Here is a 2351-nt window from a genome sequence, read left to right as displayed (position 1 = left end):
TGACGCGCCGGTTTTCGTTAGTCACCATCAATTTTACTGAGCAGACAAACCATGAGAAAAACACCGATACAAGGATTTACGCTCATTGAATTGATGATCGTGATCGCCATCATCGGCGTGTTGGCGGCCACCGCTATCCCAGCCTACCAAAGCCTCGTCAAGCGTGCCCATGTGGCCGAAGGCATTCAGTTGTCTGCTGGGGTGCGTAATGCTGTCAGTGCTTACTACATTGCCAACCGCACTTGGCCAGCCAGTAATGCCCAAGCTGGCGTGTCCGCTCCCAATCAAATTACAGGCAATGCTGTCAAAAGCATAGAAGTGACGGGAGCCCCATCAGTGATTATTACCTTCAATCAAAAAGTGGTGGATGGCGGGACCATCGTATTTACGCCCTCTTTTTCCGGATCCACGGTCAAATGGGACTGCAGTGGCGGTTCACTGCCGAAGGAATACCGGCCCTCACGCTGTCGCTAACCCACCAAGTTTTCATAAGAGGAACGTATTTTGCAAAAACGTGTCGTGGCAGTTGCGTGGCTCTATCAACTGTTGATTTTTTTGGGATTTGTCTATCTCGCCTCACAAACGCCTTTGGCTCAGCATCTCAAAAATGACTCAGACTTTGCTGTTTATCTTGAGAAAGCATTGACCACACCCGCGGTATGGCTTGAACTGGGGCGATTTGCCCTATCCATTTTGGTGATTATGTACGTCAAGGCCGTCTACGCTGCGGTGGGGAGCTTGGCCTTCCAAGGGAGAATACGAAAACTTTGGCTTCGTCCCATGCCGCTTGTCTTCACCACACTGTTGCTTGAACTGTGGCTGATTCAGCTCAATAGCGCTGTCTACCCATTTTCTGCCTACGGCTGGTTACGAAAAAGCTTTCTGGCCGAAGCGCCCGCCGTGCTGTTTGTTGGTGGCATACTGCTGGCGTTACTGATTGTGGGCGTGAAATCAGCTTGGCGAACGCACGTGCCAACACATCTTGCGATCGCAGGAAGTGTCATCGCACTCTTCGTGGTATTCAGCGTGTGGCCAACGTCGAGCACACCGGCGCCTGTGAGTCATCCAAGCAAACGCAAACCCGACATCATTATTCTCGGCATCGACTCATTGCGCCCGGATGTGTTAGGCATCAACGGATTCAGCCCGTCGATTACGCCGAATCTCGATGCCATCCTGCCCACCATGCAACGTTTTCAGAACGCCTGGACACCACTGGCGCGCACCCATGTCGCCTGGATGTCGATTCTGACCGGCCAGCATCCCATTCATCACAAGCTTCGCTTCAATCTGACTTCGCCAGCCTTGATCACACGGCCATTGGCTACCATACAATGGCTGAAATCACAGGGCTATGAGACACTGTATGCCATGGACGAGCGCCGCTTCAATAATATTGACCAAAGCTATGGCTTCGATGACGTGATTGGCCCCAAAATCGGTGTGGCTGATTTCCTGCTCAGTACACTGAGCGACATGCCAGCGATTAACCTGCTCAGTCCTTACCGAGCCGCAAAATATCTATTTCCGTATGTGTATCAAAACCGCGGACAAACCAAAACCTATCGACCGGAAATTTTCACTCAGAACGTGCTCGACGCCGCCTGCCGCGATCTAGACAAGCCACTTTTCCTTGGCCTACACCTCACCCTACCACACTGGCCATTTACCAATCGTGGCATGCAGGATATTCCAGCGCACCTCGACAAATTCACCCCGGAATATCCCTATCACTATCTTTATTTGCTGATGACCCATATGGCCGATGCGCAGTTAGGCGATATTTATCAAGGACTCAAACGCTGTGGTCGATTGGAAAACGCTATTGTCTTTGTCCTCTCTGATCATGGTGAAAATTTTCCCGACGACAGCGATCTTGTCAAAAACGCCATCGAAAACGCCCACTTCCCGGTCAATTCCGTTGGCCACGGCACCAGCGTCGCGAACCCGCAGCAAAATCATGTGGTACTCGCCGTACAAAAATTCAAACACGGCAAGCCGACGCTGGCACCGATTGATAAGGCACAACCGCGCGTGCTCACTGACGTAATGCCATCGATTGTTGCGTGGATTGGTCAGGGCAATGTTGCGGAACAATTCCAATTCGATGGTTGTCCAGTCACCTCTGATTGCCACAAATGGATTTTTATGGAAAGCAGCATCAGTCCCGATGCATTGTCAGGCAGCCGCCTCAACGCATTGCAGGCCATTATGGAAAGTCTCTCCATATACACGGTCAATCACGAAGGTCATGTCATCGTCAAACCGGATCATTATGACCAACTCGTGGCCGCCAAAAAACGCGCAGTCTTGCACGGTGACTGGATTTTGGTGATGTACCCGGATATGCC

General features: G+C 51.3%; 2 protein-coding genes. Both read left to right on the top strand.

Annotated elements, in window-relative coordinates:
- Nucleotides 1-51: 51 nt before the first annotated feature.
- Complete coding sequence (locus D6694_08590; GenBank protein RMH41728.1) at nt 52-474, top strand: pilin; 423 nt, start codon at nt 52-54, stop codon at nt 472-474.
- Nucleotides 475-519: 45 nt separating this feature from the next.
- A partial coding sequence (locus D6694_08585) for a hypothetical protein (GenBank protein RMH41727.1) occupies nt 520-2351 on the top strand: 1832 nt, incomplete at its 3' end.

It is taken from the genome of Gammaproteobacteria bacterium, assembly GCA_003696665.1.
Lineage (GTDB): Bacteria > Pseudomonadota > Gammaproteobacteria > Enterobacterales.
Note: the sequence above shows the minus strand (reverse complement) of the source record. Positions and strands in the feature narration are given on the sequence as shown.

Excerpts from the sequence above, each read along its gene's own strand:
- D6694_08590 (RMH41728.1), top strand. The coding sequence starts at position 52 with ATGAGAAAAACACCGATACAAGGATTTACGCTCATTGAATTGATGATC.